Source organism: Rhizobium ecuadorense (assembly GCF_001187535.1).
Lineage (GTDB): Bacteria > Pseudomonadota > Alphaproteobacteria > Rhizobiales > Rhizobiaceae > Rhizobium > Rhizobium ecuadorense.
Window position 1 is genome coordinate 1 of record NZ_LFIO01000539.1, and the last position, 240, is coordinate 240.

Genomic DNA, 240 nt, shown 5'->3' on the forward strand with positions numbered 1-240 from the left:
AAAGGCTGACCAGATGGTCCGTGCCGCCGGCAAGCGCAAATTCCGCGAGCTGCGGATAGTCAAGCCCCTCACCCCTGGCCAATATCCAGCGCCCTGTTCTCTCGCCGCGGTTCAGCAGGTAAAATATCGGTGTTTTCTCGAAGTTGCGCTCTTCTACGCTGCCATGCGCTGCATTTTCGAGAACGGTTGCACCGCCCCGCACGAAATTGGCCGAGACGCCGCGATACATGGGATGCAGGG

1 pseudogene is annotated in these 240 nt (G+C 59.6%); it reads right to left on the reverse strand.

What is annotated here, in order from left to right:
- Nucleotides 1-238, reverse strand: a pseudogene (locus AF337_RS11895) (adenylate/guanylate cyclase domain-containing protein); the annotation flags it as partial.
- Nucleotides 239-240: the final 2 nt, after the last annotated feature.